This is a genomic window from Hymenobacter sp. (assembly GCF_036387835.1).
In the GTDB taxonomy this organism is placed as follows: Bacteria; Bacteroidota; Bacteroidia; order Cytophagales; family Hymenobacteraceae; genus Hymenobacter.
Window position 1 is genome coordinate 46,028 of the sequence record NZ_DASVSY010000079.1, and the last position, 24,711, is coordinate 70,738.

General features: G+C 56.4%; 16 protein-coding genes. 9 read left to right on the forward strand and 7 right to left on the reverse strand.

The features are described 5' to 3' along the window. Positions 1-8: 8 nt before the first annotated feature. The 4 genes from VF639_RS15420 to VF639_RS15435 form a co-directional block, all read right to left on the reverse strand. Positions 9-404, reverse strand: coding sequence for a hypothetical protein (locus VF639_RS15420; RefSeq protein WP_331146817.1), 396 nt, complete (start codon positions 402-404; stop codon positions 9-11). Between the two features lie 74 nt (positions 405-478). Then, positions 479-1,507, reverse strand: coding sequence for a M28 family peptidase (locus VF639_RS15425; protein WP_331146818.1), 1,029 nt, complete (start codon positions 1,505-1,507; stop codon positions 479-481). Between the two features lie 219 nt (positions 1,508-1,726). Beyond that, on the reverse strand, positions 1,727-3,232 hold the full coding sequence (gene cysS, locus VF639_RS15430) for a cysteine--tRNA ligase (RefSeq protein ID WP_331146819.1): 1,506 nt from the start codon (positions 3,230-3,232) through the stop codon (positions 1,727-1,729). A 316-nt stretch (positions 3,233-3,548) separates the two neighbouring features. Beyond that, a complete protein-coding gene (locus VF639_RS15435) occupies positions 3,549-4,703 on the reverse strand; it encodes an endonuclease/exonuclease/phosphatase family protein (protein WP_331146820.1) in 1,155 nt (384 codons plus the stop codon). 182 nt (positions 4,704-4,885) lie between these two features. On the opposite strand from VF639_RS15435, the gene VF639_RS15440 reads away from it, so the two are divergent. The 6 genes from VF639_RS15440 (at position 4,886) to VF639_RS15465 (ending at position 18,857) form a co-directional block, all read left to right on the forward strand. Continuing rightward, positions 4,886-8,404 carry a DUF7948 domain-containing protein gene (locus VF639_RS15440; protein ID WP_331146821.1) on the forward strand — a complete coding sequence of 1,173 codons (3,519 nt, stop codon included), beginning with the start codon at positions 4,886-4,888 and terminating at the stop codon, positions 8,402-8,404. Between the two features lie 118 nt (positions 8,405-8,522). Further along, positions 8,523-12,428, forward strand: coding sequence for a DUF7948 domain-containing protein (locus VF639_RS15445; RefSeq protein WP_331146822.1), 3,906 nt, complete (start codon positions 8,523-8,525; stop codon positions 12,426-12,428). Between the two features lie 220 nt (positions 12,429-12,648). Further along, complete coding sequence (locus VF639_RS15450) at positions 12,649-13,119, forward strand: ribosome maturation factor RimP (protein WP_331146823.1); 471 nt, start codon at positions 12,649-12,651, stop codon at positions 13,117-13,119. Positions 13,120-13,197: 78 nt separating this feature from the next. Next, positions 13,198-14,493: a transcription termination factor NusA gene (gene nusA, locus VF639_RS15455; RefSeq protein ID WP_331146824.1), complete on the forward strand. Its 1,296-nt coding sequence runs from the start codon at positions 13,198-13,200 to the stop codon at positions 14,491-14,493. Between the two features lie 122 nt (positions 14,494-14,615). Further along, positions 14,616-17,783, forward strand: a complete 3,168-nt coding sequence (infB, locus tag VF639_RS15460) for a translation initiation factor IF-2 (RefSeq protein ID WP_331146825.1) — start codon at positions 14,616-14,618, stop codon at positions 17,781-17,783. A 267-nt stretch (positions 17,784-18,050) separates the two neighbouring features. Beyond that, positions 18,051-18,857: a hypothetical protein gene (locus VF639_RS15465; protein ID WP_331146826.1), complete on the forward strand. Its 807-nt coding sequence runs from the start codon at positions 18,051-18,053 to the stop codon at positions 18,855-18,857. A gap of 556 nt (positions 18,858-19,413) precedes the next feature. On the opposite strand, the gene VF639_RS15470 is transcribed toward VF639_RS15465, so the two are convergent. From VF639_RS15470 to mscL, 3 genes are all read right to left on the reverse strand, one after another. Then, the gene (locus VF639_RS15470; RefSeq protein WP_331146827.1) at positions 19,414-19,860 is read right to left on the reverse strand and encodes a hypothetical protein; all 447 of its coding nucleotides are present in this window, start codon (positions 19,858-19,860) and stop codon (positions 19,414-19,416) included. A gap of 95 nt (positions 19,861-19,955) precedes the next feature. After that, entirely contained in the window at positions 19,956-20,963 is a 1,008-nt protein-coding gene (locus VF639_RS15475; RefSeq protein ID WP_331146828.1) for a DUF3078 domain-containing protein, read from the reverse strand. 111 nt (positions 20,964-21,074) lie between these two features. Then, positions 21,075-21,497: a large conductance mechanosensitive channel protein MscL gene (mscL, locus tag VF639_RS15480; protein ID WP_331146829.1), complete on the reverse strand. Its 423-nt coding sequence runs from the start codon at positions 21,495-21,497 to the stop codon at positions 21,075-21,077. 238 nt (positions 21,498-21,735) lie between these two features. Here mscL and VF639_RS15485 point away from each other — a divergent pair, with 238 nt between their 5' ends. The 3 genes from VF639_RS15485 to dut all read left to right on the forward strand — a co-directional run bounded on the left by VF639_RS15485 (position 21,736) and on the right by dut (position 24,708). After that, on the forward strand, positions 21,736-22,524 hold the full coding sequence (locus VF639_RS15485; RefSeq protein ID WP_331146830.1) for an enoyl-CoA hydratase/isomerase family protein: 789 nt from the start codon (positions 21,736-21,738) through the stop codon (positions 22,522-22,524). A 112-nt stretch (positions 22,525-22,636) separates the two neighbouring features. Further along, positions 22,637-24,142, forward strand: coding sequence for an oligosaccharide flippase family protein (locus tag VF639_RS15490; protein WP_331146831.1), 1,506 nt, complete (start codon positions 22,637-22,639; stop codon positions 24,140-24,142). Between the two features lie 131 nt (positions 24,143-24,273). Next, positions 24,274-24,708, forward strand: coding sequence for a dUTP diphosphatase (dut, locus tag VF639_RS15495; RefSeq protein ID WP_331146832.1), 435 nt, complete (start codon positions 24,274-24,276; stop codon positions 24,706-24,708). The last annotated feature ends 3 nt before the right edge of the window (positions 24,709-24,711 follow it).

Below are 24,711 nucleotides of genomic sequence, written 5' to 3' on the forward strand. Positions count from 1 at the left end.
GTTGGCGGCTATTCCTCTTCGTCGGGTTTGGGTGGTGGCGGGTCAGCGGGCCTAAGGTCCAGGCTGATCAGTTGCACGGGGCCATTGGGGGTAAGATTGATGACGGGTACTTCTTCACCGTTGATAAAATAGCTGGTGGGCGTGGGGCGCAGCTCGGTGCCGAAGCCAAGCACTCCACTCCAGTTGTCGATGGAGTAGGAAATATAATTCTCGCGTACGGCAGGAATGACACCCGTCAGAAAGTCGGGGCCTATTTCGTATTCAGTGCCTTTGTCGTTGGCTACACGGCCGGGGCGGCCGCCGGGCCCGGTTAGCCCCGGCGTGACGTAGCGAAACTCTACGAGCGTGGCCCCCACAGCTAGCTGTTGGCGCACGTACGCCAGCATATCCCATTCATTTTTCATAGCTTCCTCCACTTCCTTCCTTGGCGTGGGGTTGGCTAGAATCATCACAACGGGCTTCCCTTTTCACGAAGAACCTACTCGCCGTAAATCGTCTGCAACACCACCTGGCCTACTGCCTTCAGTGTACGTTTGTCGATGTTGGCCAGGTTGTCTTGGGTGGTGTGGTGGTAAGCAGGGAAGTAGTCGTCGCCGACGGGCAGGTGGTCGATGATGTCGATGGTGCGCACGCCCGCGTTATTGGTGAAAACGTGGTCGTCGGTGATGCCGGGGCTATCCTGGAACAAGAAGAAATCGGAGTAACCGATTTGGGCCGCCACGTTCCAAACTTTATCTACCACGTCGCGGGCTTTTTGGCGAGACGTATCTTCGCGGCTGAACTTGCCGTTTTTGGCCCCCACCATATCAAGCAAGATGCCGTACTCGGATTTGTAGTTGGCCGGCATCAGGTTCTTGGCCCAATACTGCGAGCCCAAGCACCAGCTCGAACCACCTTGCGCCTCTTGGTTGGCCAGCTTGTTGGTGATGTTGAACTGCGTGCTGGAATCGTAACCGTAGTCTTCGGAATCAAACAAGATGAAGTCGACACCCACGGCCGGCGTGAGGCTGTCGGGTTGGGCGGCCAGGATGCGGGCCATTTCCAGAGCTATACCCACTCCGCTAGCCCCGTCGGAGGCACCATCGAAAGGGGCGTTCTTCTTTTCCTTGTCTTTGTCGGCGAAGGGGCGTGTGTCCCAGTGCGTGAAGACGGTGACGCGGCGGGCGGCTTGCGGTTGAAACTGCGCGATGATGTTGCGGCTGCGTAGCATCTTGCCATCAAACGCCATCGCCTCGAAAGGCTGCTCGCGCACCGTCAGGCCGTAGCGCTTGAACTTGCCGATAACCCAGTCGCCGGTCTTGACGTGCGCCGCCGAATTAGGTACCCGCGGACCAAAAGCCACTTGCTTGGCCACGTAGGTATAGGCCGAGTCGGCGTTGAAGGCCGGGGCAGCAGGTAGCTTTTCCTGCTCCGGCGAAGCAGTTTCGGTGGTGCTTTTTTTGTTGTCGAAGCAGCCAGTGAGCAGCAAAGCCGCCAGCACGACGGGAGCAAAACGGAAGAGTTTCATGCGAAGAAAAGACAGGTAAGGCAGTGGCGTGTGGCTCCCACTCCGCGCCTCGTTAGACGATGTACCACGAAGCGTTAGCTCAGTGGGTTGTTGCTGAAGTGAACGACAAGTATTGGTTGGGCACAGTTCCGCTTGTTCAACGAGACACTCGCCGAAACTTGTACCGCCAACCGTTGGCAAAGTCAACAGTTGGCGGTACAAGCTAAAGCTTCTGCTGCATTACTCTTCACTATACGCCCACTCGACGCCGGCTTTGGTATCTTTAATAACGATACCCTGGCCCTTGAGCGCGGCTCTGATTTCGTCTACCTTATCGTAAGCCTTGGCGGCTTTGGCTTCGGAATAGAAGTTCAAGGTCAGATTCAGCAGCTGCTCGGCGTTAGCGCGGGGCTCATCTACGAGGCCTAACACATCTACAACCAACGTGCGGTAGACCGTTATGGCTTCGCTCAGGGCAGCCTCGCTTACTTGGGCCAGCGTGGCTAGGTTGGCGGCATAGCCATTAAACTTGCGCAGCAGGTTAAACAAGCCGGCAATGGCGCGGGCCGTGTTCAGATCGTCGTTCAGGCCGATGAAGGTGTCCGTTACCAGCTTGCGCAGCTCCACGTCCGTTTTTTCGGTGTCGGCGGCCCGCTCGGTGCCTTCGGGCAGGGCTAGCTTTTCCAGTTGACGCAGGCCGTTCATGAGCTTGCGGTAGCCTTTGCGGGCGGCTTGCAGGGCTTCGTCGGTTATGTCGATGGTGCTGCGGTAGTGGGCCTGCAACAGGAAGAAGCGCACCGTCATGGGTGAGTAGGCCTGTGGCAGCGTGGCGTTGCGGCCCTCAAACAAGTCGGTGATGGTGATGAAGTTGCCGAGCGACTTGCTCATCTTGGCCCCGTTCACGGTAATCATGTTGTTGTGCATCCACACCTGCGCCTCGTTGGTGGGATGGGCGCAGGCCTGGCTTTGCGCTATTTCGCACTCGTGGTGCGGAAACATCAAATCCAGCCCGCCGCCGTGGATATCAAACTCCGCGCCGAGGTACTTGCGGCTCATGGCCGAGCACTCCAGGTGCCAGCCCGGAAAACCTTCGCCCCAGGGCGACGGCCAGCGCATGAGGTGACGCTCATCGGCCCGTTTCCAAAGCGCGAAATCCAGGGGGCTGCGCTTTTCCTGCTGCCCGGCCAGGTTGTCGCGCGAGCCGGCTAGCAGCTCTTCCACCACGCGGTTGGACAGCTTACCGTAACCGCGCCCAGCGGCGTTGTAGGCGGGCACATCAAAGTAAACCGACCCATTCACCTCGTAGGCAAAACCATTTTCGAGGATTTCCTGAATCATCTGAATTTGCTCGGTGATGTGGCCGCTGGCGCGGGGCTCGATGTCGGGTGGCAAGCAGCCGAGCACCTCCATGTGGCGGTGGTAAAGGTTGGCGTATTGTTCGGCTACCTGCATGGGCTCCAACTTCTGCGCCCGGGCTTTTCTCGATATTTTGTCTTCCCCTTCGTCGGCGTCGTTTTCCAGGTGACCAACATCGGTGATGTTGCGGACATAGCGGACTGTGTAGCCTAAGTGCCGCAGGTAACGCGTTAGTACATCGAAAACCACCGGGCCCCGGGCATTGCCCACGTGCGCCTCGCTGTACACGGTTGGGCCGCAGAGGTAGACGCCCACGAAAGGCGCGTTCAGGGGTTCAAAAGCAGCTTTGCGGCGGGTAAGCGTGTTATAAAGCGAGAGTGAAGGCAGCATTCGGCAAAAGTATCACGGATTTAAACGGATTTTATTTGATTGCGCGGATTTCGTGAGTTTCCGCTTTAAGCATCAACTGCAACAGCGCAGGTTAGAAAAGCGCTCCAACGGTCGAATCGTTAGAAAATCAACTGATTTCACACACAACTAAGTCTATAACTCGACTCTAAAAGCACAAAACCTCTTGTCAGTAGTATATAAAGTTCATTTGGTAGTTTTAGAAACTGTAATTGAGGTATAAAACAACGTACACTTCGGCCTGATTAGCGGAGTGCGTTTATGAAACGGCCAACAGGTAATGTTGCTCTCCACAGCTTCACTTTTGAAGGCGGTAGGTGGCGGTAGTGGGGTAATGATCGGAGTAGGGAATTTCGTAGTGCACCCAAAAATCATCAACCAGCCATTGGGAGCTGGCGAATTGGTTATCGATGCGAATAAAGGGTAGCTGGCCATGGTAGGTTGGGCCAACGCCGTTGCCTACGGTAGCCCAGGCGTTCTGAAAACGGTCGGCTAGCTGATCGTAGCTGTAGCTGTAGGGCAGGTCGTTGAGGTCGGCGCAGAGCAGCAGCGGATACGGGCTCCGGTCGAAGCGGCGGGTGAGCGTATCAACCTGCCAGCTGCGCGACACCATGCCGCGCTTGAAGCGGCGTAGCAAGCCGAGGGCTTTGTTGCGGAAGCCGGCTTTGCTGGAGTAGCTGTCCACGATGTCACGCTCATCGAGGCTCATGCTTTGCAAGTGAAAATTGAATACCCGAACGGTATCGTTGTTGGGCAGGCGCAGGTCGGCCCACATGGCGTGGTTCTGCGTGAGCTTGCCAAAGTTGATGGTGCCCCGCCGCAGGATAGGATAGCGCGAGAAGATGGCCATTCCAAATTCGGCCCCCACGCGGTTGGTCAGGCTCCGTGACACAAAGCTTTGCCGGCCGCTACGCACCCCAATACGCTCTACGCTATTGAAAACGTCCTTTTCCTTGCTGGTAGACGTGCGCGGCTCGTTGTAGAATTCTTGTAAACAAATAAGTTCGGCCGGGTTGTCGGCTATCCATTGAATCAGTTTCCTTGACGACTCCAAATCAGGGTCGCGCAGTTGCGGATACACATTGAAGATGCGCACGTTGGCCGACAGCACCCGCACCCGCAGCCCCGGCGCATCGGCGGTTGGTGCCACCCGCAACGGGTGCAGCGCCACCCCGCGCTGCAAGTGCGGCCAGGTCAGCACGGCCACCAGCAACGGCAGCGCCGCCACCCGCCAGTTGCGCAATAGCCAGTATGGCACCGCCAGCAGGTTCAGCAGCAGGGCAACGGGCAGCGTAAGAGCCCCGAAAGCCGCGGGCCAGAACGTGTAGGCGGGTACCTGCACGCAAGCAATGGCTGCAACCAGCCACCCAATAACAAGCAAGGTGCAAGTGAAAGCAAACGAACGACGCACAGCAGCAATAAATACGGCTCCGGAGCCGCGAATGACAAGCAAAGGTAATGGGTAACCACCCAAGGCCCCGGATTTGCTTACGGCGTAAGAAGTAAGCTTGAATTTCGTTGTACTTTCAGGTAGCTGATTGTTGAATTGTTGATTGCTGAAAACCGGGTCAGGGTCTCGTTTCAATTCTTCAACAATCCAACAATCAGCAATTCAACAATCAGCAATTCAAATACATGTTCCTTTTTACAGTACGATTTTTCTTTTCCGGCTTACTGCTGCTTACGGCCCCGCGCCTACTGGCAGCCGCTGCTCCTTCCGCCAGCCAAGTGCCTTCGGAAAGTGCCTCGCTGGAGTTTGTTGAAAACAAGGGCCAATGGGATGGCTCGGCCCGCTACGCGGCCTCCTTACCGGCTGGCCGCTTGTTTGTGGGTTTAACTGGTTTCACCTACAGCTTTCTTGACCCGGTGGCGCTGCGTAATCGCTCAAACCATGGCCACGACGAGGGCATTCCCCAAGCGCCCGCTTCTGCTGTGCTGCACGGCCATGCCTACTCCGTAACTTTTGAGGGTGCCAACCGCGCCCCAGTTTTAACCGGGGAAGAAGGTACGCCCGCACCCTACAACTATTTCCAGGGCAACAACCCCAAGCGCTGGGCCAGCAATGCCCACGGCTTCCGGCGCCTGCGCTACACCAATCTTTACCGTGGCATCGGCGCCGTGGTTTATGAAAATGCCGGCCAACACTTGGAGTACGACTTCCTGGTGAACCCCGGGGCCAAGCCGGCAGCTATTCGGCTCCGCTACACTGGCGCCAGCCGCCTTTCCCTTACCTCGGAAGGTAACCTGCTCATTGAAACCTCGGTGGGCAAGGTAACCGAGCAGGCTCCCCAGGCTTGGCAAGACATCAAAGGCCAGCGCGTACCCGTGGCCTGCGCCTTTGAACTACAAGGCAGTACGGTCAGCTTCCGGCCCGGCCAATACGACGCCCGCTATGCCCTCACCATCGACCCGACGGTTATCTTCTCGTCCTTCACGGGTTCTACGGCCGACAACTGGGGCTTTACGGCCACCTATGACGCGCAGGGCAATATGTACTCGGGCGGCGTTGTGTTTGATGTGGGCTACCCAACCAGCCCCGGCGCCTTCGACACCTCGTTCAATGGCACTACCGACATTGGTATTATCAAGTACAATACTGCCGTAAGTGGCTCGGCCGCTCGTCTTTATGCCACTTACATAGGTGGCCGGAGCATGGATGCGCCGCACAGCATGGTGGTAAATCCACAGGGCGAACTGGTCATTATGGGGTCTACGGGCTCCACGAACTTTCCTACTACCAACGGGGCCTACGATACCTCGCACAATGGCGGGACGCGCATTATTCCCGACGAAGGATTCGACCCTTTTCTGTACGACAACGGCGCCGATATCTTTGTTGCTAAACTCTCGGCCAACGGCAGCACACTCACCGGCAGCACCCTTTTGGGCGGCTCCGGTACCGATGGCGTAGTATCGCGGCTAAGCGGCACTGCTACCCTTGACGGCCTGCCCGGCTCGCCCGTCATCAACTATGGCGACCAGTTCCGGGGCGACGTGGTAACCGACGGGGATGGCAACATCTACGTGGCATCCGTCACTAATAGCCCCAACTTTCCAACGCCCAACGGCTACCGCACCAGCTTTCAGGGGGGCGCTTTTGATGCCGTAGTAGTGAAGCTCTCGGCCGACCTGCGCGGCCTGCTCTGGTCGACCTACCTGGGCGGAAGCAACGCTGAAGCCGCGTATTCCTTGCAAATTGATGCCACCCGTGGAGTGTACGTAGCCGGTGGTACGCTGAGCAGCAATTTTCCTACCACTCCGGGAAGCTTACAAGCCAGTTTTCAGGGCGGCGTTGATGGGTTTGTGTCTCACCTGAGCAACACGGGCAGCGTGCTGCTGCAGTCGTCGTTTGTGGGTACCAGTGCCTACGATCAGGCTTTCTTTGTGCAGCTTGACGCGGCCAGCAACGTGTACCTACTGGGCCAGACCCAGGGCCAGATGCCTATCAGCGCCGGCTGCTACGGCGTAGCCAATGGCCGGCAGTTTATTCAGAAGCTGAATCCTACGCTCAACACCCGTTTCTACAGCACCCGCATCGGCAGCGGGCGCACGCTCTTCCCCGATATTTCGCTTACTGCCTTCCTCGTCGATGACTGCGAGCGAATCTACATTAGTGGCTGGGGAGGTTTGGTCAACCAGGACGGAAGCACTACGGGGCTGCCCATCACGGCCAATGCCATCCAGTCGGTTACCGATGGCTCCGACTTCTACCTGGCGCAGTTCCGGCCCGGCATGCAGTCCTTGGAGTACGCCACGTTCTACGGTGAGCGGGGCGGCCGCAGCGGAGAGCACGTCGACGGCGGCACGTCGCGCTTCGACAAAAAAGGAGTGGTGTATCAGGCTGTGTGCGGAGGCTGTCGGGGCACTTCTGGCTTTCCAGTGCCACCGGGCGCCAACACTTATTCAACTACCAACCGCAGCGATAATTGCAACAACGCCGCGTTTAAAATCGACTTCGGCATCATTACCGCCGACCCTGGTCCTAACCGATATGTATGCGTAAACAATGGGCCTATTACATTGGGTGGTTCGCCGGCCGGGGGTACGTGGTCGGGACTGGGCGTGTCGGCACTGCCGGGCGGAGGCTACCAGTTTACGCCTTCACCGGCCCGGGTCGGGGTCACTATTCTGACGTATTCGGTGGCGGCTACCGGCACCTGCGTTAGCTCCCGGCCTTTGCGTATGACCGTAACGCCCGAGCGGCAAATGACCTTTGCGCCTGTTGCGTCAAGATGTCTCAACTCGGGCACTACTGCCCTGACGGCGACTCCTGCTGGTGGCACGTTTAGCGGGCCGGGCGTATCGGGTAACACTTTTAACCCGCTCACGGCCGGGGTCGGCACCCACACCCTAACGTATTCTATCTCCGACTCGCTCGGCTGCGGTTCCATTACACAAACGGTGCCCGTAAGTGTATTGCCACAAGTGAAAGCCAGCCCCGATACCACTCTTTGCGCCGACCAAATCAGAGCATTCCAGATGCGCGGCATGTCCCCGGCTGGCGGCACCTGGAGCGGTACGGGAGTTTCAGCCGGCGGCTTGTTTACACCGCCTAGCACCAACAACCGGGGCGGTATTTTTCAATTGAGCTACACGTACTCGGTAAATGGCTGCGCCAACGCCGCCACCTGCACCGTGGTACTGGTTCCAGCTTCGTCGGCTAATGCGCCGCTCAACCTGCCCGAGTGCTCGGCTAATCCGCGCTACACTGGTTTGGCCCCGTTCAATTGCCAGTTCGAGCCGGTGCTGGCCGGCGGCACTTACGACTGGGATTTTGGCGACGGCACTGCGCACTCCACTGAAGCTGGTCCAGCGCACCTCTACGAGCACCCTGGCTCTTATAAGGTGAAGCTGATAGCGCGCTACGCTAACTGCGTGGTGGAAACGGGTTTTGCCCCGGTGGAAATCGGCGACATGATCGTTCCTAACATCATTACCCCCAACGGCGACTCTCTCAACGACTCGTTCAAGCCCCGCTTCAGCTGCAAACCTACCCATCTGCAAGTGTTCAACCGCTGGGGCACGCTCGTGTATGAAACCAAAGATTACCACAACGACTGGCGGGGCAAAGGCCTGCCCGACGGCGTGTACTACTACCTGCTGCGCGACACCGACGAGCGACGGGCCAAGGGCTGGTTGGAGATAAAGCAGTAGCAAGTTTTCGGTAAGCGCCCCGGTCCAGTTATTTCAGGACCGGGGCGCTTTTCTTTATCGCAGGCGCCGTCCTTACCTTAACTTGCGCCCTTATTTCTATCAAGCACTATAGCGTAATATGCGGAAAACTCTACTGCTTCTGGCGGCTCTTAGCGGCTCTCTTTCTCGTTTGGTTCAAGCACAATCAGAATCGGCTGCTTCGCCGAGTCTGGAGTTTGTGGAAAATCGTGGGCAGTGGCCTGAGTTGGTTCGCTACACGGCCGATATTCCGGGTGGGCGGTTGTTTCTGGAGCCGGGTGGCCTCACTTATTCGTTGCTGGCTGGCATCCCACACGCCCAGGAAGCGGCCGAGTCAACTGCGCCCGACTCTGAAATAAAAGCGCACGGGCTGCGGGTGCTGTTTGAAGGCGGCGCGGCACAACCCACCCTGCGTACCGAAACCCAGACCACCGAAGTGCGCAACTATCTCCGTGGCAACGACCCCAAGCGCTGGGCGCACAACGTGCCGGGGTTTCGGCAGTTGCGCTACGCCGAAATATGGCCGGGCATCGGGGCTCACTTCTACGAAAACAAACGCCAACAGCTGGAATACGACTTCGAGCTAGCCGCCGGGGCCAACCCCGCCGCTATCCAACTGCGCTACGACGGAGCCGAGGCGCTAACACTCACCGCCGAAGGCAGTTTGGAGATTCGTACTTCGGTAGGTGTACTACGCGAGCTGGCTCCGAAAGCCTGGCAAACCGATGCCGCTGGCCACCGCCAGCCCGTGCCCTGCGCCTACGTGCTCGAAGGCCGCACCGTACATTTCCGGCTCGGCCCTTACAACCGGCAGCAAGCTCTCACCATCGACCCCACGGTGGTATTTTCCAGCTATACCGGCTCCACCTCCGACAACTGGGGCTTCACGGCCACCTACGACGCGCAAGGCAATATGTACTCGGGCGGCATCGTGTTTGGGGCTGGCTATCCAGCTACTAGTGGCGCGTTTCGCACCACCTTTGGCGGCATCATTGACATTGGTATCATCAAGTACAACACCACTACTACCGGCCCGGCCGCCCGGGTGTGGGCCACCTATTTGGGTGGCTCGCAAGCTGACTTTCCGCACAGTTTAGTCGTGAGCAGCCAAGGCGAATTAGCTTTGCTGGGCACCACAGCCTCTGTCGACTATCCTACCTCCGCTGCAGCCTACGACCGGAGCTTCAACGGGGGCACTCCCATTGCTCCTTCAGGCTTCAGCAGTATTCCCGGCGGCTCCGACTTGGTAGTGACGCGCCTCAGCGCCAACGGCAGCACCTTGCTAGGATCCACTTACCTGGGCGGCGCCGGCAACGATGGTCTGCTCGATATTGCCCTCACCTCGTTAGTACGCAACTACGGCGACTCTTTTCGAGGCGACATTCTGCTGGACGCCAGCGGCAATATCTACTTGGCCTCCAGCACTACCTCTACCAATTTCCCCACTGTCAACGGCCTTGGCGGCACCTACCGGGGCGGCACCCACGATGCCGTGGTGTGCAAGCTCGACCCTACGGCCAGCACCTTGGTGTGGAGCAGTTTTGTAGGCGGCAACGGCGCCGATGCCGCCTATTCTTTACAGCTTGATGCCGCTGGTAGTCTCTACGTGAGCGGCGGAACCACCAGCCCCAACTTCCCCACCACTCCCGGCGCGCTTAATGCCACGGCCAGGGGCGGTGTCGATGGCTTTGTGGCAAAAATCAACAGCGCTGGCAATCTGATGCAGCGCGCTACTTACCTAGGCACTAATTCCTACGATCAAACCTATTTCCTGCAGCTCGATGGCAGCGGCGCAGTGTATGTGCTAGGCCAGACCTTGGGTAATTACCCCGTCACGAGTGGACGCTATCAAAATGCGGGCGGCAAGCAGTTCATCCACAAGCTCAACCCCGACCTTACTATCACCGACTTCTCGACTGTGTTCGGGAGTGGCCGCCCCACTATCGACATTTCGCCCACTGCTTTCCTGGTCGATCAGTGCAACCGTATTTACGTGAGCGGTTGGGGCGGCAGCAACAACCAGAGCAGTGTTTTCGGCAACGGCAACACCTTTACTATGCCCGTCAGCTCCAACGCTGTGCAAAGCACCACCGATGGCAATGACTTTTATTTGATGCAGTTGGCTCCCGACGCCACTCGTCTTGATTATGCCACGTACTTCGGACGAAACGGTGGCGGCGACCATGTAGACGGCGGCACTTCGCGCTTCGACCCACGCGGAGTAGTGTATCAGGCCGTGTGCGCCTGCGGTGGCAGCAGCGGCTTCCCGATACCGCCGGGCGCAGGCACGTATTCCGTCACATCCGGCAATCTGAATTGCAACAACGCCGCTTTCAAACTCAATTTTGAAACGGTGAACGTAGTGGCCGGCACCGACCGCAACGTGTGCGTAGCCTCGGCTCCCCAGCCACTCAATGGGTCACCAGCGGGTGGTATCTGGACGGGGCCGGGCGTATCGGGCTCGGTGGCCACAGGCTTCGTGTTCACGCCTACTCCCGCCCTGCTCGGGGTGCAGACCCTTACGTACACCGTTACCGGCATCGGGCCGTGCGGGGGCGTCTCTACACTCCGCCTAACGGTAGTGCCCTCGCCTACTGCCACTTTCAATGCGCCCACCCAAAGTTCGTTTTGCTTGAACCCCACGACTCCGGCGCCCAGCATCACGCTGACGGCTACGCCAGCGGGCGGCACCTTCTCCGGACCGGGCATGACGGGCACCGTGTTCAATCCCAATGTAGCTGGCCCCGGCTCCCATACCCTGACTTACACTGTAAATGCCGGCGGCTGCCTGCTCCAGGCAACGCAAACGATGACGGTTATCCGAGCCTCTACCAGCCCGTCCTTCACGGTCTGTTCCAATGGCGCGGCCACACCGTTAACAGGTTCCCCAGCGGGTGGCGTCTGGACGGGGCCGGGCGTATCGGGCTCGGTGGCAGCGGGCTTCGTGTTCACACCAACGGCGGTACTGGTAGGAAATCGGGTGCTTACCTACACTGTTACGGGAGCCAGCGGCTGCACCAGCACGGCCACCCTCACGGCCACCGTGCAACAATATCCCACCTTCACGCCCCCAACTCTACCCGCTTACTGCACCACTACCACCACCCCTATAGCTTTGCCAAACGGCGTGCTGTGGAGTGGCCGGGGGGTACGCGGTCCGTCCGGCACTGGCTTCACATTCACGCCGTCCTTGGCCGGGGCTGGCTCTTTCGTGCTGAGCTACACCACCGGCTTCGGCCTCTGCGACGTGTCGGGCACTGTTCCCGTTACCGTATCCAGCCCAGTAACTGTTAGCATGCCTCCTGATACCGTTTTATGTCCGGGCACGGTTCGGCCATTTCAGCTACGGGCCACCCCGACTGGCGGCACTTGGGCGGGTGCCAACGTGACTAGTGCCGGTGTTTTCACACCTCCTGCTGGTTTCAGTGGCTCCACCACCCTCACCTATACTGTTGCAACTGGCGCTTGCATCAACACGGCTGCGCGGCGGGTAAGCGTGGCAGAAGCCCCCATGTACGCGGCTCGTTGGGACGCCGAGTTGTGCGCCGAAACTCGCCAAGCCCCACTCAGTGTCCGTTTCTCCGATTCGCTCAACAACACCTCTACCGGAGTGCGCTGGAACTTCGGCGACGGTACCGAGGGCGTTGGCAATACAACCACTCACGTGTACGCGCAGCCTGGCCGCTACACACCCAGTATCATCAGGGCCTACAACAACGGGCGTTGCTCTGTCGAGCTGCCTTTATCAGTAGTGGAAGTAACAAAATCGTACGAGGTGCCCAACATCATCACCCCCAACGGCGACGACAGAAACGACTATTTCAAGGCAACTAATGGCTGCCCGGCCCGGCTGCAGGTTTTCTCGCGCTGGGGCAATAAGGTGTTTGAAGCTGCCTACTACCGCAACGACTGGGACGGCGACAAGCTTCCTAACGGCATATATTACTACCTCATTCAGCCAGCCAACGGTACTACTATCAAAGGCTGGGTGGAAATCAGTAGGTGACAAGTAAGGTTTCTGCCGGACACGTATCAGCCGCTGTTTACTAAGGGGCTTGCATCAGACAAACGACACCTTAATTAAAGGCTGTGCTTGCAGTAGGCTCTCCTTGCTTAAGTAGCTGGCTTGCTTTCGGCGGTTTATCACCGTATATTTGCGCTATATTCTGATTGTGAAGAGGGGACGTAGCGTCCCCTCTTTCTTTTATCACCCGGTTCAAGTCTAGATGAATTTCGATCAAAAACGCATTGCGGAAATGCTGCAGGATAGCCTCACTGGTGATAAGCTGTTTGTGGTGAACCTAAGTGTGTCCGACGCCGTTCGTCCTAAAATCACCGTCACGCTCGACAGTGAAGAAGGTCTCGGTATCGATGAATGCGCGCAGGTGAGCCGTCGCTTGGCCCGCCGCATCGACGAGGCTTATGGGGAAGACGCCACTTACTCACTGGAAGTCACCTCGCCCGGTGCCGACCAGCCCCTCGCTAATCCGCGCCAATACACCCGCCACGTGGGCCGCACCTTGAGCTTGAAGCTAGCCGATGGTACCGAGAAAACCGGCAAACTGGAAGCTACCGAAGCCGAGGGCATTCAGCTGGCGGAAGTAGTTAAAGAGAAAAGCAAGCAGAAAACGCTGCCCACCGTCCTGGTGCCTTTCACCGACATTCAGGAAGCGCGGGTGGTAATTTCGTTTAAGTAAAATGGTTTAATTGTTAAATGGCTGAACTGTTAAGCATTCAACCATTCAACAATGCAACAATTCAACAATTAAAATCAGATGAACAGCAACGTTCTGATTGAATCGTTCGCCGAGTTTGCCCGGAGCAAGAACATCGACCGTCCCACGATGATGAGCATCTTGGAGGACGTGTTCCGCACCATGATTCGCAAGAGGTACACCGACGACGCCAACTTCGACGTCATCCTGAACGTGGACAAAGGCGACTTGGAAATCTACCGCAACCGCGAGATTGTGGACGACAACTCCGAGGACATCTGGGACAACGACAAAATTCCGCTGGCAGAAGCTCACAAAATCGAGCCTGACTTCGAGGTAGGCGAACAAGTAACCGAAGAAATCAAGCTGGAAGATTTTGGCCGCCGCGCCGTGCTGATGGCCCGTCAAACGCTGATTCAGCGGGTGAAAGACCTGGAGCGCGACAACCTGTACCAGACCTATAAAGATCAGGTAGGTGAAATTATTACCGGTGAGGTATATCAGGTGTGGAGCCGCGAAGCCCTTATTCTCGACAAAGAAGAGAACGAGTTGGTGCTTCCCAAAGCCGAGCAAATTCCTAAAGACCGTTACCGCAAAGGCGACACCGTGCGCGCCGTCGTACACCGCGTCGAAATCATCAACGGTACGCCTAAGATTATTCTTTCCCGGGCAGCACCCGCCTTCCTGGAGCGCTTGTTCGAGCTGGAAGTACCCGAGATTTACGATGGCCTGATTACCATCAAGAACATCGTGCGTGAGCCCGGTGAGCGGGCCAAAGTAGCCGTAGAAAGCTACGATGACCGGATTGATCCGGTAGGTGCTTGCGTGGGTATGAAAGGCTCCCGGATTCACGCCGTAGTGCGCGAATTGGAAAACGAGAACATCGACGTCATCAACTACACCGACAACCTGGAGCTGTACATTGCCCGGGCTTTGTCGCCAGCTAAGTTGACTTCAATGAAAATAAACGAACAAACTGGCCGGGTATCTGTGTTCTTAAAGCCCGACCAAGTTTCGTTGGCTATCGGACGCGGTGGCGCCAACATCAAATTGGCTAGCCGTCTCGTAGGCATGGAAATCGACGTGTTCCGGGATGCCGGTGATTACGACGAGGATATTGCACTTGACGAATTCTCTGACGAAATTGAATCCTGGATTATCGCCGAGCTCAAAAAAATCGGCCTTGATACAGGTCGGGCCGTATTAGCTGTTAGTAAAGAAGATATCGTGCGCCGTACCGAATTAGAAGAAGAACATGTAGATGAGCTTTTCCGCGTTATTAAACAGGAATTTAACGAGGAAGAGGAAGAAAACGACCAAGCACATTCTCCCACCGTCAGCGACGACGCGCAATGAGCGCGCGGGCTTCGGCCCGGCAAGGGCGTTAAATCGGGCCAGTCGGCCGGATTTAACGCCGGCTGGCACCATTTAAAGTAGTACCTTTGCAATCAGATAAGAGTATCGTTCGCGAGCATAGAATGGCGGAAGCAGCAACCAAACGGCTAAGTCAGGCAGCCAAAGACCTGAACGTTGGGATGAACACCTTGGTGGACACTCTAGCGAGAAAAGGATTTCAAATAGAAAACAAGCCTACAACCAAGCTGAGTTCAGATCAGGTTGCGTTGCTAGACAAGGAATTCGCGTCTTCAGCCCAAGACAAAGCCGAAGCCTTCAAAGTCAGCCAAGCCAAGCGCCAAAGCGAGCTGGATGCTGCTGCTCTCGCCCGGCCTGCTGAGCCCGTAGCCCCCAAGGCTCCGGCAACTCCCACGCCCCGACCAGTTGAGCCCCCAAAGCCTGCTCCTGCCCCCGTAGCCGCTCCGGTAGCTACGGCTCCTGCTGTTGCCCCTGCGCCAAGCAGACCGGCTCCGGTAGAGGAAGCGCCCAAGGTACAAGGCTTGAAAGTGCTAGGCAAAATCGAGCTAGACTCAAAGGGACGGCCCGTGCCACCGCGGCCTACTCCGCCTCCTGCCCCCGCACCAGCGCCAGTCGCTGCACCAGCGGCAGAGGTGAAGGCGGCACCGGCTCCTGTTGTAGAAAACAAGCCCGCGCCGGCACCAGTACCAGCGGCTCCCGTAGCTTCAGCCCCAGTTGCGCCAGCAGCCGTGGCCCCGGCTCCTCCCGCTCCTACTCCGGCAGCGCCAACACCAAGTCGGTCAGTGGCCCCGGCTCCCGCTCCGGTAGCTGCGAGAACTCCAGCTCCCGAGCCTAAACCTGCGCCAGCTCCGGCTCCGGCAGCCCCCGTGGCTACTGCTACGCCAGCACCTACTCCTCCGGCCGCACCTGAAAGGCCCGTCACTCCGGCTTCGACCGAAGAGGCAGGCATCATCACGGCCAGAGCCGACCAATTGAAAGGCCTAACTGTACTAGGCAAAATAGAACTACCAGTAGACTCATCGCGCCGTGGCGGTGGCAATGCCGGCCGTGGTCCACGGCCAGTAGCCTCTTCCGATGTGCGTAAGAGTGGGCTCAACGCCGACGCTAAGAAGCGTCAGCGCCAGCGCATTCCGGGTCAAACGGGCCCTTCCCAACCTGGTCAAGGCCAGGGACAAGGACAGGGTGGTCAGCGTCCTGAACAAGGGCAAAACCCCGGCTACCAGGGCAACCGTCCTACGGGCACTGGCCCACGGGGCAACAACAGCAGCACCAACCAACGTCCACCCAATACCGCACCGCGGGTTACGGGCACAGGACAAGCGGCGCAGCGTCAGGCTCCGGCCGTACCGCTTACGCCCGAGCAAAACGAGAAGCAAATTCAGGAGCAAATCAAGGCGACGCTGGCTAAACTCAGCGGCGGTCGTGGTGGCAACCAGAGCAACCGTGCTAAATACCGCCGCGACAAGCGGGCCGGTGTAGCCGAAGACCGTGAAGCGCAACGCGCTCAAAACGAGCTGGATGCTAAGACGCTGAAAGTAACCGAATTTATTTCGGCCAACGACTTGGCTTCGCTTATGGACGTGTCGGTGAATGAGGTAATCAAGGTGTGCTTGAACATGGGCATGTTTGTGTCCATCAACCAGCGCCTCGATGCCGAAGCCATCACGGTTATTGCCGATGAGTTCGGCTACGACGTAGAATTCCTTAGTGCTGAGGAAGAAGATACGGCTATCGAAATTGCAGACAACGATGAAGATTTGCAGCCCCGTGCTCCTATCGTAACCATTATGGGTCACGTTGACCACGGTAAGACTTCGTTGCTTGACTACATCCGTAATGCCAGCGTGGCCAAGGGCGAAGCCGGCGGCATCACGCAGCACATTGGTGCCTACGATGTAATGACCAAGTCAGGCAAGCGCGTCACCTTCCTGGATACACCGGGTCACGAGGCGTTTACCGCCATGCGTGCCCGTGGTGCCAAAATCACCGACATTGCCATCATTGTGGTAGCTGCCGACGACTCGGTGATGCCGCAGACGAAGGAAGCCATCAACCACGCACAAGCTGCGGGCGTACCTATTGTTATTGCCCTGAACAAGATCGACAAGCCGGGCGCTAACGCCGATAAAGTCCGCGAGGAACTATCGGCCATCAACGTTCTCGTGGAGGAATGGGGTGGTAAATACCAGTCGCAGGAAGTGTCGGCCAAAACGGGCCTTGGCATTGATGATCTGCTGGAAAAGGTACTACTGGAAGCTGAACTGTTGGAATTGAAGGCCAACCCTGACCGCAGTGCAGTGGGTGCTGTTATCGAAGCCTCGCTCGACAAAGGCCGTGGCTACGTAACGACCATTCTGGTACAGACTGGTACCATGAAGGTGGGCGACGTTGTACTGGCAGGTCCGCACTACGGCCGCGTGAAAGCCATGACCGATCACCGCGGCAAGAAAATGAAGCAGGCTGGTCCGGCCACGCCGGTGCAGGTGCTCGGCCTAACGGGTGCCCCTCAGGCTGGCGACAAGATTCAGGTGATGGAAACCGAGCGCGAAGCCCGGGAATTGGCTACGCAGCGGCAGCAACTGTCGCGCGAGCAAACCATGCGCACCAAGAAGCACATCACCCTCGACGAAATTGGTCGTCGTCTGGCGCTGGCATCGTTCAAGGAGCTTAACATCATCGTGAAAGGTGACGTGGACGGTTCGGTGGAAGCACTGGCCGACTCGCTGCTCAAGCTAAGCACGCCGGAAGTTTCGGTGAACATCCTCAGCAAAGGCGTAGGTGCCATCTCGGAATCCGACGTATTGCTGGCTTCGGCCTCCGACGCCATCATCATTGGTTTCCAGGTGCGTCCTTCGCAAAGCGCCCGGAAACTGGCCGAGCAGGAGCAGATCGACATTCGCCTCTACTCCATCATCTACAATGCCATCAACGAAGTGAAGGATGCCATGGAAGGCATGCTCGCTCCGACGGTGCAGGAAGTGGTAGTAGCCAACGCCGAAATCCGGCAGGTGTTCAATATCACCAAGGTGGGCACCATTGGTGGCTGCATGGTGACGGAAGGCACCTTCACTCGCAAAACCAAGGTGCGGCTCGTCCGCGACGGTATTGTGGTGTACTCGGGCGAGATCCAGGACCTCAAGCGCTACAAAGATGATGTATCGGAAGTGCGTCAAGGCTACGAGTGCGGTATCTCTCTGAGAGGCTACAACGACCTGCAAGAGGGAGACAACATCGAAGGCTTCGAAGAAAAAGAAGTGAAGCGTACGCTGTAAAGCAAGCTTCGTTTTTGGATAACTCACGTAAAACGCCCCAACTGTCAGCAGTTGGGGCGTTTCGCATTTCAGGCTGTTTCCTAAGCAGACACTGCTTATGGCGTGAGTCTAGCTAAAATACCGGTCTTCACTGAAGTACAGGCTACTGTGTACTGTTAAGCCGGCTTAGGCCGTTGTCACATCATCATGTTATTGACAGCAGGCAAGCTCACGGCTAGCTTTGTATCACATTAAGAAATAGTTGAATTAAATCCTCCATCTGCTTACATGAAAAATATCTTGACGCTTCTGTTTATCACAACCGGCCTGGCTACCACTACGACTTTGGCTCAAACAAAAGCACCAGCAAAACCAACCACCAAAGCTGCCACAACTGCTCCAAAACCTACCAGCACCAAACCAGTTGCCCCTAAAACATCCACCACCACAAAGTCCACTAGCACAACACGTACTAGTTCAACGGCCCGTCCGGCATCCAAGCCTGTAAGCAAGCCAGAAGGTCCTGCTACAGCACCAGCCACCACAACCCCATCTACAAAGTTGGAAATACCCGGCGTTGAGCCTCAAAAAGCCCCCTCATTCAACAAGGGCTCAGTAGCGGTTAATCTAGGCCTCGGACTAGGAATAGGCTACGGTTATGGGTACAATTTCGGAGGAAGCACCCAATCTTCACCTGCCCTCAGCTTGTCGGTTGAGAAAGGGCTTATTGATGGAATTGGACCTGGTGTTATATCCGTTGGCGGATTATTGGGCTATAAGTCCTACGCCTATAAATGGTCGACTTACCAAACTAAGTGGACCAATATCTACGTGGCGGCCCGCGGAGCTTACCACTACAATTTCACGACCAATCCTAAGATAGATACCTACGCTGGGTTGAGCTTAGCGGCCCGTATCGAGGACTTCTCCAGCGACTTTGACGACGATGTGCTGAACGGCTCTTATGGTGGCGCTTATTTAGAGGTAGGAGTTTTTGCGGGGGGCCGTTATCTGCTTACCGAAAAGCTCGGTGTATTCACTGAGTTGGGATACGACATGAGCTATATGAAGCTGGGGGTCACGGCTAAATTCTGATGGTTTTATTGTAAGACTGCTCATCTTTCTTACTCTACAGCTACTCATTATACTACACAGTAATTAACTCTCAAAAGCTAACGGGCACTGCAAGCTTTCCACCTGCCGCCCGCTGGGTGTCACGTCCTCCCATTAACAAAGTCAGTGACTCATGGCTCACGCTACTACCTCCCTACCTCAAACTCGAGCTGGCTCTTACAGCAATTGCATGCCGGCTCCTGTTTGCTACCTCTCACTTAGTAAGCCATTATCGGTAGATGTCAGAACTGCTACTGTTGCACTACCTAGCAGTCCTAATTGGGACTTGTATAAGCACCAGATGTCGTAGCCGACCATCAATTAGAAACAGGGTAAGCAGTTGACAGAGGTAGCGCTTGCTGCCTATCAGACCACTTACCATACGTCATCTTTAGTTGGGCCGGGGGCGAACGGTGGCCTCGATTTCACTAAAGACGCAAAAAGTCCCTCTGTTATGCAGAGGGACTTTTTTCTTTAAAGCACCTTTCAAGGTTTTACCCCATCAATTGCTAGGTCTATGGCTATAATGCGCGTTGCCTTAGAAAGACAAGAAGTGCTTTTTCTTTTTATGATTTAAGGGCTTGCCTTTCGGGTCGATGCCCATTGCGGGGCGGCTTTGGCCTTTCTTCATCATGGCATTCTTGGCATGTTTGCTGGCCTTGAACTTGCGCACCGTAAAGCCTCCTGAGCTTTTCTCGTATTGCCGGGCAGGACCCGCAGCACGGCCGAAGCTGGTATTAGCACCGCCGCCCGCTCGCGCTTGCAGCAATTCGAGCTGCTGGTCGCGCTTAGCATCATCAGGGTTCATATTCATGCGGCGCTGCATGTTGGCAATGTCAGATGAGTTGGCCTTGCGCTTGCGTGGGCCTTGCTCCCTGGCTTGGCTGCCTGGTTCAGTGGCAGTGATACTCGACGTCTGGGCGTGTACGGGACGGCTGAGGAGGCCAGCAAAAACCAGTAACGCGGCAGCTAAAATTTTTTTCATACTCGGAAGTGGGTGGATAAGCAGTTGCTGCTAGCGGCAGATAGAGTGGGTTTCTGGCGCGGCAACGGGTGGTATGCTAAGTTAGTTCAAATTCTTTAAAACTTGTAAGTCAGTCCGATACCTAAGGTTTCTTTAAACTGAATTCGTCGACCGCGGGCGGTGAAGTCACTGTTTTGCTGGTCAGCGTTGAGTGGCACCAGCACGTCATCATCGTAGACCAACGTGGCAGCAACGCTGGCGCTGATGAATTTGTTGACTTTGAAGTCCACCAAATTTTCCCAGTTCACGTCTATGTTCTGCGGATTATGAAAATAGTTGCTGAATAGCTCTAGTCGCGTTTGATACGTGACGTTGCTCATCAGGCCGCGCCGGTACCGCACGTTCAGATACGCCCCTAGCTCTTCACGCATCCGCTCGCCAGTCCCTACTAACACCTGATCGTCGGCATCACGCCGGGCTGCTTTCACGCCAAATGCGCCTACATCCGCTAGTTGCTGATCGTTTACGACGGTGAACTTTCCCGTTGCCGGCGACAAAAACAAGGAGAAGTCATCGCTCGGCTTGTATTCAAAACCTATTGAAGCAAGAATGTAGGCTGGTGCTAAGAACTTCGACAGCAAGGAGTCTGGCTTCATGATGTCGCTGGTGGGCGTGAGCTGCGTTTTCAGGTTCACCTGCGCCGCGTACGACCATTTGGTGGCATAGCTGCGGGAGTAGCGGGCGTTTAGCTCCAGCCGATCATCATTCTTGCGCACTTTGGCTTTACCTGATTTTAGCAATCCATATACCAGGTTACTGGCTAGAGCAAACGTGTGATTTTCGCCGCGGTAATACACGTACGCGTTGCCCAAGGCCAGCAATGACAAAGAGCTTTGTCCGCCTGGCGCCCAATTGCTTAAACTTACTTGGCTGAAATTGAGCGTACCGTCTCCCCCACGCCGCCAGCCCCGGATTGTGTCTTCATCGGCGGCCAACCGGAAAGCGGCTGGAGGAGTGGGTGCTCGGTAAGGAGCATAATCTTGCGCGCAGGCAGCAGCAACGGAAAGCCATAGCAGCAGTACAGTAAGAAAGCACCTTTTCACAAAGAGGACAGTTGTTCTCATAGAAGGAGAAAAACCAGGCAGATAAAGAGGTAAAGAGAAAGCCGGCCTTCGCCCTAGTGCTCGGGTGAAAACCGGCTTTCTGAAACGTTTCAAATTAAACCAGTTGAAGTCTTAGCTGCGGCTACGCAGTGCGTCCCGTATTTCCATCAACAATGCTTGATCTTTAGTAGGCGCCGGGTCGACTACTACCACTACTGCGGGCTTTTTGAAACGATTCGCCAGCTTCACAATCCAGAAAACCGCAAAAGCAATAAGGATGAAGTCGATTACGGCGGTTAGAAACAAGCCAAAATTTACGGTGGCCGCTCCGGCATCCTTTGCAGCTTTTAGCGTAGTGTAGCTGCTACCATCGAGGGCTACAAACCAGTCTGTGAAGTCTTTGCCGCCTGTTAGAAAGCTTAGTACCGGCATCAAAATGTCATCCGTAAGAGACGTCACAATCTTACCGAATGCCCCTCCAATGATAACGCCAACTGCCAGATCGAGTACGTTCCCTTTGGAAATGAACTCTTTGAATTCGGAAATAAACCCCATGTGCTTGTGAAATTGTATAGTGGAACAAGACAACTGATTTGGGCTAATATACTTTTTTCTGAATACCTCGGCCGTAGCTTGCGCAAAGGTAAACCGCTTCGGCAGGACGGAATTTGATTTTCGCCGGATCAGAGCTCCTCCCCGCTTAACGCCTAGCCGTAGCAGCCGAACACCTGCTTACGGCGCTTGATTTAGCCTATCTTTGCCAGCATCCTGCTACCGCCACCTTTCTTTCTGCATGGCTTCTTTCGAAAATCTGCTTTATGAGCTTGATGCCGCTTCCGGCATATTGACTATCACGCTGAACCGGCCCACCAAGCTCAACGCCCTCAACAGTGCCACCATTCAGGAAATTGGCAAGGCCATGCAACGGGCCCTCGACGACCGGCAGGTACGCGGCATCATACTGACGGGTAGCGGCGAAAAAGCTTTTGTGGCCGGCGCCGACATTGCGGAGCTAGCAGCGCTAAGTGAATCCTTGGCCCGCCGGGCCTCCGAGCATGGACAGGAAGTGTTTTGCATGATCGAAGAAAGTCCCAAGCCCGTGATAGCCGCCGTGAATGGCTTTGCGCTGGGCGGGGGCTGCGAGCTAGCCATGGCCTGCCATCTGCGCATTGCCGCCGATAATGCCCGCTTTGGCCAGCCCGAGGTGAACCTGGGATTGATTCCGGGGTATGGGGGTACGCAGCGCCTCACACAATTGGTAGGCAAAGGCAAGGCGCTGGAGTTGATGATGACGGCCGACATGGTGAAAGCCGACGAAGCCTTACGCTTGGGATTGGTCAACCATGTGGTGCCGGCCGCCGAATTGCTGACGTTTACGCGGGAGTTGCTGGGCCGCATCCTAATGAAAGCGCCCCTGGCTATTGGCTTAGTCATTGACAGTGTAAATGCCTATTTCGCCGACGAGCGACACGGTTATCAAACGGAAGCCAACGCCTTTGCCCGCTGCTTTGTGTCGAAGGACTTCAAGGAAGGCACACAGGCGTTTCTGCAGAAACGACCCGCGGCGTTTACTGGCAACTAACTTTCCTTTTCCTAGGACGGCCTTCTCTTTCGAGGTAGTAAGCCTGCTGCTTTTTTCAAGCTTGCTCACCCTCAAGATGCTGCTATCTGACAGGAAGACAAAGACAGCTACTATGAGTTCAATTGCCAAGCGTCTTGCTTCGCAGACGGCTGTGTACGGCATCAGCAGTATAGTGGGGCGCGTGCTCACGTACTTGCTGGTGCCCATATATACAGGGCGGTTTGCGGCGGCTGAATACGGCATTGTAACGGCCCTTTACGCCTGCGTTTCCTTTTTGAACGTGGTGTTTACCTACGGGCTGGAAACCACCTTTTTCCGCTTCGCTAACCGGCCGGGCACCGACCGCCAACTGCTTTACAACCGGGTACTTAGCTTGCTGCTCACAAGCAGCATTCTCTTCTCGGCGCTGCTGGCCTGGCAAGCTGGCACGTTGCTGCGCCTGCTGAGTTTGCCATCAGGGCAGGAGCGCTACGCGGTGTGGCTGGCGCTGATTTTGGGGCTTGATGCTATAGCAGCTATTCCGTTTGCGCGGCTGCGGCTAGAGAACAAGGCCCGCAAGTTTGCCACCATCCGCATGGCCAACATTGTACTGAACGTGGCCCTGAACCTGTTTTTTATTGTGGTGTGCCCCGATATTATGGCTGGTGAGTACCTGACGGCGCTTCAGCCATTAGTAGCTCGTCTTTACGACCCTAGTATAGGAGTAGGCTACGTGTTTCTGGCAAACCTGGCGGCCAGTGCTTTCACGCTGCTGCTCCTGGCGCGCGAGTTAGCCGCATTCCGCTTCCACCTCGACCTATCTGCCCTGCGGCCGATGCTCGTGTACGCTTACCCCATTATGCTGATGGGACTAGCAGGAATGGTGAACGAAACGCTTGACCGGATTCTACTGCCAGCCTGGCTACCCGAGGGCTTTTATCCGGGCAAAAGCAGCGAGACGGTGGCCGGCATTTATGGCGCCTGCTACAAGCTCAGCATCTTCATGAGTCTAGTTATTCAGGCCTTCCGCTATTCTGCCGAGCCGTTCTTTTTCTCGCAGAGCACCGAGAAGAATTCACCGGCCACATTTGCCTTGGTTTTGAAGTGGTTCACGCTCTGCTGCGCCTTCATCTTCGTGTTCATTAGTGTCAACCTCGAAGATTTTGCCAAGCATTTTTTGCGGGGGGCTGAATACCGCGAGGGTATAGCAGTAGTGCCAGTGCTGCTGCTGGCTAACTTGTTCTTGGGGGTGTACTGGAACCTGTCGGTGTGGTTTAAGCTCACCGACAAAACCTACTATGGCACCTACATCGGCGGCGCCGGCGCCGTGCTTACCATCGTACTAAACCTGCTGCTGATTCCGGTGCTCGGCTACATGGGCTGCGCCCTGACTACCCTAGCTTGCTACTTTATGATGGCGGCTATTTGCTGGTGGCTCGGTGAGCGGCACTTCCCGGTGCCCTACCCCGTGGGCCGCCTGCTGCTGTGGCTGCTGGTGGCGTCGGGGCTGGTAGCCCTCGGCTGGTTTGTTTCCTTCGATGATTATTGGGTGCGCCACCTCTGGCACGGGCTACTGTGCGCAATTTTTGTGGGCTTGGTGGTAGTAATAGAAAAGCCGCAGCGGATCTTGGCCCGTTGAGTGCTCAGTTACCAATTGCCGGCTGTCGGTTGTCTTCCCGAAGAGATTCATTTCGAATAAACTGGTAACTGGCCATCGGCAGCTGCTAAGTGGCAACTCGCTTAATTGAAACCAGAAACTACCTTTGCCGCATGCAGATACCCGTTATCAACCGTTCCCGCCACCCGTTGCCTGAATACCAAACGGCCCATGCCGCCGGCCTCGACGTTAGGGCCAACCTCACAGAGCCCGTTACGTTGAAGCCATTGCAACGCTTCCTTGTCCCGACGGGACTGTTTTTGGAAATTCCGGTTGGGTATGAGATGCAGGTGCGGCCTCGTAGCGGCCTGGCGTACAAGCACGGTATCGGCATTGTGAATAGCCCGGGCACCATCGACGCCGATTATCGCGGCGAGCTAAAGGTGTTGTTGGTTAACCTTTCCGACACCGAGTTTGTGGTTCAGGATGGAGAGCGTATTGCGCAACTGGTAGTAGCCCGCCACGAAGTAATTGCGTGGCAGCCCACCGAAACGCTAAGCGAAACCGCCCGCGGCACGGGTGGCTACGGTAGTACAGGCAGTAGCTAGAAG

Bases quoted from the DNA above. Each gene is read 5' to 3' on its own strand.
- VF639_RS15450 (WP_331146823.1), top strand. From the start codon at position 12,649: ATGAATTTCGATCAAAAACGCATTGCGGAAATGCTGCAGGATAGCCTC.
- dut (WP_331146832.1), top strand. From the start codon at position 24,274: ATGCAGATACCCGTTATCAACCGTTCCCGCCACCCGTTGCCTGAATAC.
- nusA (WP_331146824.1), top strand. From the start codon at position 13,198: ATGAACAGCAACGTTCTGATTGAATCGTTCGCCGAGTTTGCCCGGAGC.
- VF639_RS15420 (WP_331146817.1), bottom strand. From the start codon at position 404: ATGAAAAATGAATGGGATATGCTGGCGTACGTGCGCCAACAGCTAGCT.
- VF639_RS15465 (WP_331146826.1), top strand. From the start codon at position 18,051: ATGAAAAATATCTTGACGCTTCTGTTTATCACAACCGGCCTGGCTACC.
- VF639_RS15475 (WP_331146828.1), bottom strand. From the start codon at position 20,963: ATGAGAACAACTGTCCTCTTTGTGAAAAGGTGCTTTCTTACTGTACTG.
- VF639_RS15490 (WP_331146831.1), top strand. From the start codon at position 22,637: ATGAGTTCAATTGCCAAGCGTCTTGCTTCGCAGACGGCTGTGTACGGC.
- VF639_RS15485 (WP_331146830.1), top strand. From the start codon at position 21,736: ATGGCTTCTTTCGAAAATCTGCTTTATGAGCTTGATGCCGCTTCCGGC.
- mscL (WP_331146829.1), bottom strand. From the start codon at position 21,497: ATGGGGTTTATTTCCGAATTCAAAGAGTTCATTTCCAAAGGGAACGTA.
- cysS (WP_331146819.1), bottom strand. From the start codon at position 3,232: ATGCTGCCTTCACTCTCGCTTTATAACACGCTTACCCGCCGCAAAGCT.
- VF639_RS15470 (WP_331146827.1), bottom strand. From the start codon at position 19,860: ATGAAAAAAATTTTAGCTGCCGCGTTACTGGTTTTTGCTGGCCTCCTC.
- VF639_RS15425 (WP_331146818.1), bottom strand. From the start codon at position 1,507: ATGAAACTCTTCCGTTTTGCTCCCGTCGTGCTGGCGGCTTTGCTGCTC.
- infB (WP_331146825.1), top strand. From the start codon at position 14,616: ATGGCGGAAGCAGCAACCAAACGGCTAAGTCAGGCAGCCAAAGACCTG.
- VF639_RS15440 (WP_331146821.1), top strand. From the start codon at position 4,886: ATGTTCCTTTTTACAGTACGATTTTTCTTTTCCGGCTTACTGCTGCTT.
- VF639_RS15445 (WP_331146822.1), top strand. From the start codon at position 8,523: ATGCGGAAAACTCTACTGCTTCTGGCGGCTCTTAGCGGCTCTCTTTCT.